This window comes from Pseudomonas sp. P4_C8 (genome assembly GCF_056401975.1).
In genome coordinates this window covers 105,780-112,869 of the sequence record NZ_JBFUIH010000016.1, presented here as the reverse complement: position 1 = coordinate 112,869, position 7,090 = coordinate 105,780, and the positions used below count along the sequence as shown (strand labels likewise).

Below are 7,090 nucleotides of genomic sequence, written 5' to 3'. Positions count from 1 at the left end.
CACCGTGACCGCGCTCGACGGCCTGCAAACCCTCGATGTCGGTGGCCTTCATGTGGTGGCCGGTGGCGTGACGGCGGGCTTCCCGCAATCGATCGTCACACCATTGGGCAGCACGCTGACCATCACCGGGTTCGACGCCACCACGGGCGTGGTCAGTTACAGCTATACCCTGGTGGATAACGAAACCCATCCAGCCGCCAACGGTAACAACAGCCTCACCGAAAACTTCGATGTGGTGGCGACAGACACAGACGGCAGCACCGCGTCGGGTCAGATCAACGTCAACATCGTCGATGACCTGCCCACCGCAGCGCCGAATACCGCCAGTGCGGTGGAAGGCGCAACGGTCAACATCAGCGTATTGGGCAACGACGTGTTGGGCGCCGATGGCCCGGCTGTCGGTGGGGCGGTGATTGGCGTGCGTGCCGGCAGTAACACGGCGACCTCGGCGGTCGGCGGGCTGGGCAACAATATCAATGGCACCTACGGCTACCTGACCCTGGATGCCGCCGGCAATGCCGTGTACCACAGCAACCCGAACTCGGTGGGGCCCGCGGGCGCTACCGACACGTTCACCTACACCATTCGCGATTCCGATGGCGACGAGAGCACCACCACCATCACCATCAACGTCACCGACAATGCCCTGAAAGCCGTGATTGACCAGGACGTGACGGTCTACGAAAAAGCCCTCGACCTGAACCAGGACGGTCTGGACCTCGCAGGGGGCACCGTCACCGGCAGCGACCCGGGCAACACCGAGGAAACCGCCACCGGGACGCTGGTCGGTTCGGTCACCGGCGGCAGCGGCACATTCACCTACAGCCTGGTTGGCAGTGCCACCGGCATATACGGTCAGATCCTGCTCAACGCCGACGGCACGTACACCTACACCCTGACCTCGGCGCCGAAAACATTGCCGAACGCCAACGACGGGCCAAACACCCTGAGCGAAAGCTTCACCTACAAAGCCACCGATGCCTTGGGCAACAGCACCACCAGCACCATCGTCGTCAACATCGTCGACGACGTGCCGAAAGCAGTGGAGTCGGATCGCTCGGTGGCAGCGGTGGAAATCGACTCCAACTTGCTGATCGTGCTCGACATCTCCGGCAGTATGGCCGACGACTCCGGCGTGCCAGGCCTGTCGCGGTTAGCGTTGGCCAAATCGGCCATCAGCGCCTTGCTCGACAAGTACGACGACCTTGGCGATGTGAAAGTGCAACTCGTCACCTTCAGCAGCAGTGCCACCGACAGAACGTCGGTGTGGGTCGACGTAGCGACCGCGAAGACGCTCCTCGCCAGCCTGACAGCGAACGGTGGCACCAACTACGATGCGGCGGTGGCAATGCTGCAGACTGCGTTTAATACATCCGGAAAACTGACCGGTGCCCAGAACGTCGGCTACTTCTTCTCTGACGGCAAACCGACCACCGGCCAGGAGACGGGTACGGCGGACGAGGCCGCACTCAAAGCCTTTCTCGACGCCAACAGCATCAAGAACTACGCGATCGGCCTGGGCAGCGGCGTGAGCAACGCCAACCTCGATCCGCTGGCCTATGACGGCAGTACCCACACCAACACCAACGCGGTAGTGGTGACCGATCTCATCCAGCTCAACTCGGTGCTCTCGGGCACCGTGGTCGGTGCACCGGTCACCGGTACATTGCTGGAGGGCGGTACGTTCGGTGCCGATGGCGGTTTCATCAAAACCCTCACGGTCGACGGCACCACCTACACCTACGACCCTAAAGGCAACACCAACCAGGGTTCGTTGAACTTCAGTGGCGGCGATAATCACGGCACGTTCAACACGGTGAACAACAGCATCAGCATCGCCACCAACAATGGCGGCACGCTGGTGGTGAACCTCGACACCGGCGAGTACAACTACACCTCGCAAAAATCCACGGCGGTGGTCATCACCGAAAACATCGGCTTTACCGTCAGCGACAACGACGGCGACCTGGCCAGCTCCACGCTGACGGTCAAAGTCATTCCGAACGCGGCACCGGTGGCGGTCGATGACCACATCATCACCAACGTGCTGTCGAGCAACATCGTGGTGCCGGGCGAACTGCTGCTGGCCAACGACACCGATGCCGACAAGGATCCGCTGACCGCCTCGCCAACTTCCTTCAACACGGGTTGGGTGATCAAGAGCGCGGACTTCACCGGCACCGGCGCAGTCAACTTCATGAGCAGTAACTCCCTGGCGGACGTGCGCAGTTCCTTTACGGCCAATACCGCCGCGATGACGGCGCTACTGGTGATCAATGGATCTCTGGGGCAGGTGAAAGACAACAGCGCCAATGATGAAGATCTCATCACCGTGAAACTCAAAGCGGGTGAAACCCTCAACCTGGATCACAACCTGGCAGACGGGCACATCACCATGGAGTATGGAATCGTTGGCGGCCCGTTCGTCAGCATAGTGAACGGCGGGATGATCACCGCGTCGGCGGATGGGACCTACCAGATCCACATCACCAACATCGAAAATACCAGTGGCGGCAACGCCAAAGGAGACGAGGACTACCAGCTGACCATGACCGTCAACTACGCCGGTGCCCATGACCTTACATCAGACGCTCACGACACCTACACCGCCAACGACAACCACGGCGGCAGCGACACCGCGGCCGTAACCATCAGCTACCAGGACGGCCACACCCTCACCGGCACGGCGGGCGATGACGTGTTGGTGGCAGGTACCGGCAACAACGTCATCAATGCCGGCGATGGTAACGATGTGCTCACCGCCGGCACCGGCAACAACGAACTGCACGGCGGCGCCGGCAATGACTTGCTGTTCAGCGGCATCGGCAACGACCTGCTCGACGGCGGCACCGGCATCGACACCGCGAACTACGCCCATGCGACTGCCGGGGTCACGGTCGACCTGAACCTGGCCACCGGGCAAAACACCGGAGGCGCCGGTACCGATACCCTCACCGGGATCGAAAACCTGGTCGGCTCCAACCTCAACGACAGCCTCACGGGCGACAACAACAGCAACATCATCAATGGTGGGTTGGGCGACGACATCCTCAAGGGTGGCGGCGGTGACGACTTCCTGATCGGCGGCTTGGGCAACAACACCCTCACCGGCGGGGCAGGGGCCGACACCTTCCAGTGGCTCAAAGGTAACAGCGGCCACGACGTCGTCACCGACTTCACCTCAGGCACCGACAAACTCGATTTGTCGCAACTGTTGCAAGGCGAAAACGGCACCACGGCTTCGCTGGATGACTACCTGCACTTCAAAGTCGTGGGCAGCGGCGCCTCGGTACTGACCAGCATCGACGTCAGCGCCATGGCCGGCGCCACGCCGAACCAGACTATCGACCTGGCGGGCGTCGACCTGGCCAACCATTACGGCGTCACGCCGGGGGCGGGCGGAGTGGTGGCGGGTGGGCATGATACGGCGACCATCATCAATGGCATGTTGAACGATCATTCGTTGAAGGTGGATACCGTGTGATCTGAAAGCTGAAACGACAAAACCCGCCATTCCTGGGTAAGGAATGGCGGGTTTTTTGTCGCCTGTGACACCGCCATCGCGAGCAGGCTCGCTCCCACAAGTTTTGGTTTTGAACACAAAATTTGTGAACGACACAAATTCCCTGTGGGAGCGAGCCTGCTCGCGAAGAGGCCAGACCAAACACCACAAAACTCTACGGTCAGCCCTGCGGATCGACGTTATCCAGCATCCGGTTCACCGCCAGTTCACCCAGCATGACGGAGTGTTGAATGCCCAGCAGGGTGTGGCGCTGAGGGCCGTTCAGCTGCCCCGCGAAATCACTCAACATCACACTCGCTGACGCCAACGTCTCACAGGCGTTGACCAGCAGGGTTTCGTTATCGGTGTCTGGGCCGACGAAGTAGATGGTGCTGGGTTTGCGCGGAGTGTCTTTGGGAATGACCGGCTTGAGGTAATAATCGAGGGCGCGGTCGGCGGCATCGTTGAGCTTTTTGGAATCGGTGGATTCGTAGGGGGAAACGTCGTCGGTTTCTGGCGGGTTGGGTGTGATTTTGAACATAGTGAAACTCCTTGATGGTTGGAGCCTTCACCCATCGCTGCTAAACGAAGTGGGTGGCGGCTGTACGCGGGTTAGCAGACCAGGGCATCAAGGAACCCGGCGCACCGAAGTGCCCCACGCATAGCCGCCATAACGCAAACCAATAGACGAAACTGTCGATTGATCAGAGGCGATACTGATGCACCTTGATGTCTCCGAGCTGCTAAACCCGATCGCTGATTGGTCAGCGACACGGAAACGATAGAGCCCAAGCCCAAGGCGCACAAGCCGGCGGATTCTGGCGCAGTCGTAGGTAACGGCGCAAGGTTGTGTAGCCTGAGTGAGTGTCTGGAGGTGTTTTTTAAACACCGGTGTTTATTGCTCACCCAGGGCTGATTGAAAAAGAGTCGGACGCATAATAAATACGTCCGCTTTTTTGCTTTTTCTAGGGCTGCTTTGTGTCACCTGCTCTTATCGGACTAAGCGAACAATTATATTGTCCATGTCGTAATCATTTCCTCCGTCGCCGTTATTACCGCCACCTCGATCCTGATGACTAATTATTTGCAACGAATAGCTGCCGGTCTGAGCGACCGAAAAGTTGGCCGTCTGTGTGTACCATTGGTTTGTGCGAGGAACGCTGTACACCGGCAAAATCAACTGGCTCGATGCGAATTGAACCGAAAAGGATGGAGCTAAATCGACGGCCTGGCGCGCAAAGTTACGAGCTTGATAGCTAAAAGAGTAAGTCATTCCGGCTACGAATCTGAATGTTTGGCTAAATAACACGCCAGCGTGGCCTGAACGGGCCGCAGTTATATTTTGAAAATAACCATTAGTTATGTACCCCTGAAAACCTGCGGGTCCTTTTAACCAATTTCCCGATGTGCCGTTGTTGAAGTCCGTAATTGAATCTACCCATGTTTCGACTGTAAACGTGTGCGGCGCTGACACCTGGCCTGTTCCATACAACGCCTTGGCGGTAAAGCTGTGCAGCGCCGCACTCAACCCCGTCACCGGCAAGGTCCAGATCCCGGTGACCAGATCGGCAGTGGGCTCGCCCTTCGATAGGGTGCTGTCCAGCACCTGGACCTTCTGACCTCTGCTGGCCGTACCGGTCAGCGTCACACTGGTTTCGAGCGTGGTGCCACCATTAGGGATTACGACTCCGCTCGGTGAGCCTTTCACGGAATCTATCGTTGGAGCGACCGCCGCCTCGACGGTCAAAGTGCGCACGTTCGAATAAATATTGCCGCTGTGATAAAGCGATTTGGCGTACAAACGACGTGCCCCCGCCGCTACGGTGATGGTGAGCTCCCAAAGGCCTGTCGTTGCATCGGCAGTCGCTTTCCCCTTGGGCGCCGCGCTTGGACCGCTGCCGTCATATATTTCGACTTGTTGCCCTTTGCTCGCAGCGCCCACCAGTTTCAAGGTGGTGCTGGTCGTGGTTCCCGTCTCCGGAACTTCATTGCCGCTGGTGTCCAGCACGTTGGTGAGCGTCGGTACAATCACCGCGACGGCGAGGTGAATATCCAGGTGCTTGGTCGGTGAGTGAGCGGGGTTACCCAACTGATCGGTCACGACAAAGTCGGCCTCGGTGGTCGGGTTGTCGCCCACTTCCTGAAAGGTGTCGGTGAACAGCTTTTGGATAACCGGCGCCGGTGCGTCGGGCACTTCCCATGAAATAGTCTTATCGCCCAGCTGAAAGCGGATACGGTCGTAAGCGCGCCGGTTGGACCAGGTGAACCCGAATTCCACGCCTAGCGCCGCCCGCGCGGCATCAACGCCGGTCGCGATCACATCGGGCGGGATCACCAGAGCCAGGTTATCCGGGGTTCGCAGGTGATACAGCACCAACAGATTCCGGGAAGATTCGACGTTACCACTGGGACGAGTGACCTTGTAATACAGGCGATTGATGCCCTGAATCAACCGTCCGTGCGGCACGTGCAGGCGCATGCGCTGGTTTTCTTCGCCCAGCGCAACGGTTTTTCCCGCCACGGGAGTGGGATCGTCGTTGGCATACAAATCCGCCCGATCATCGACCGCCATGGTCCAGGACTTCCGCTTAAGCTCGGTCCACGGATCAATCAGACACTCGAGGCCCAGCGGTTGGCCATCGTAAAGCGCCTTGGGAATGCCGCCGTGCGCAATACCGTCAGGCTTCACCGGGGACACCCATCCCGGGATGATCACGGGATATAGTTCGAACAGCTCGTTCAACTCGGATGACTGGATGTCCATCATTCACTCCTGGATGTGATAAGCCTCAAGTCCTCTCGGGACAAGGGCCATCACACATGGGAATAGAGAGACTGGCTACTGTCAGAAATAACAGGTTGAAGCGGTTTCCAGACAAATGGTCGCGGTGGTCCAATCGACCCTGAGCACAAATCTTGAACCAGCCGACATTCCCTGTGGCAGCGAGTCTGCTCGCGATTAGCGATATCGCAGTCTCCAGCCCTGTGGCGAGAGGGCTTGTCCCTCTCGCCATGGATCAGCGTCAGGTTTGCGGGTCGACGTTATCCAGCATCCGATTCACCGCCAGTTCACCCAGCATGACGGAGTGTTGAATGCCTAGCAGGGTGTGGCGCTGCGGGCCGTTCAGTTGCCCCGCGAAATCACTCAACATCACACTCGCTGAGGCCAACGTCTCACAGGCGTTGACCAGCAGGGTTTCGTTATCGGTGTCTGGGCCGACGAAGTAGATGGTGCTGGGTTTGCGCGGAGTGTCTTTGGGAATGACCGGCTTGAGGTAATAATCGAGGGCGCGGTCGGCGGCATCGTTGAGCTTTTTGGAATCGGTGGATTCGTAGGGGGAAACGTCGTCGGTGTCAGTTTCTGGCGGGTTGGGTGTGATCTTGAACATAGTCAAACTCCTTGATTAATGGAGCTGTCACGGCTCGCTGCGAAACGAGGGGAGGTGGCAGCTGTACGCAGGTTCGCAGACCGGGAATCAAGGAACCCGGCAGACCCGAAGATCTCCCGCGCACAGCCGCCATAACGCAATGCAGTAGACGAAAAAAAGCGCCAACTGAAAGGAAACGGTGGCGCAATGCGCCTTGATT

4 protein-coding genes are annotated in these 7,090 nt (G+C 58.7%); 1 reads left to right on the top strand and 3 read right to left on the bottom strand.

Features of this window, described 5'->3' with window-relative positions; genetic code table 11:
• Positions 1–3,484, top strand: a 3,484-nt coding sequence (locus tag AC1DWM_RS12640; protein ID WP_477795307.1) for a beta strand repeat-containing protein, incomplete at its 5' end; no start/stop codon positions are given.
• A 199-nt stretch (positions 3,485–3,683) separates the two neighbouring features.
• Here the strand turns inward: AC1DWM_RS12640 and AC1DWM_RS12635 are convergent.
• The 3 genes from AC1DWM_RS12635 to AC1DWM_RS12625 form a co-directional block, all read right to left on the bottom strand.
• Positions 3,684–4,043 carry a DUF6124 family protein gene (locus tag AC1DWM_RS12635; protein WP_477795306.1) on the bottom strand — a complete coding sequence of 120 codons (360 nt, stop codon included), beginning with the start codon at positions 4,041–4,043 and terminating at the stop codon, positions 3,684–3,686.
• A 450-nt stretch (positions 4,044–4,493) separates the two neighbouring features.
• Positions 4,494–6,269, bottom strand: coding sequence for a hypothetical protein (locus AC1DWM_RS12630; protein WP_477795305.1), 1,776 nt, complete (start codon positions 6,267–6,269; stop codon positions 4,494–4,496).
• A 256-nt stretch (positions 6,270–6,525) separates the two neighbouring features.
• Positions 6,526–6,891, bottom strand: a complete 366-nt coding sequence (locus AC1DWM_RS12625; protein WP_477795304.1) for a DUF6124 family protein — start codon at positions 6,889–6,891, stop codon at positions 6,526–6,528.
• Between the last annotated feature and the right edge of the window lie 199 nt (positions 6,892–7,090).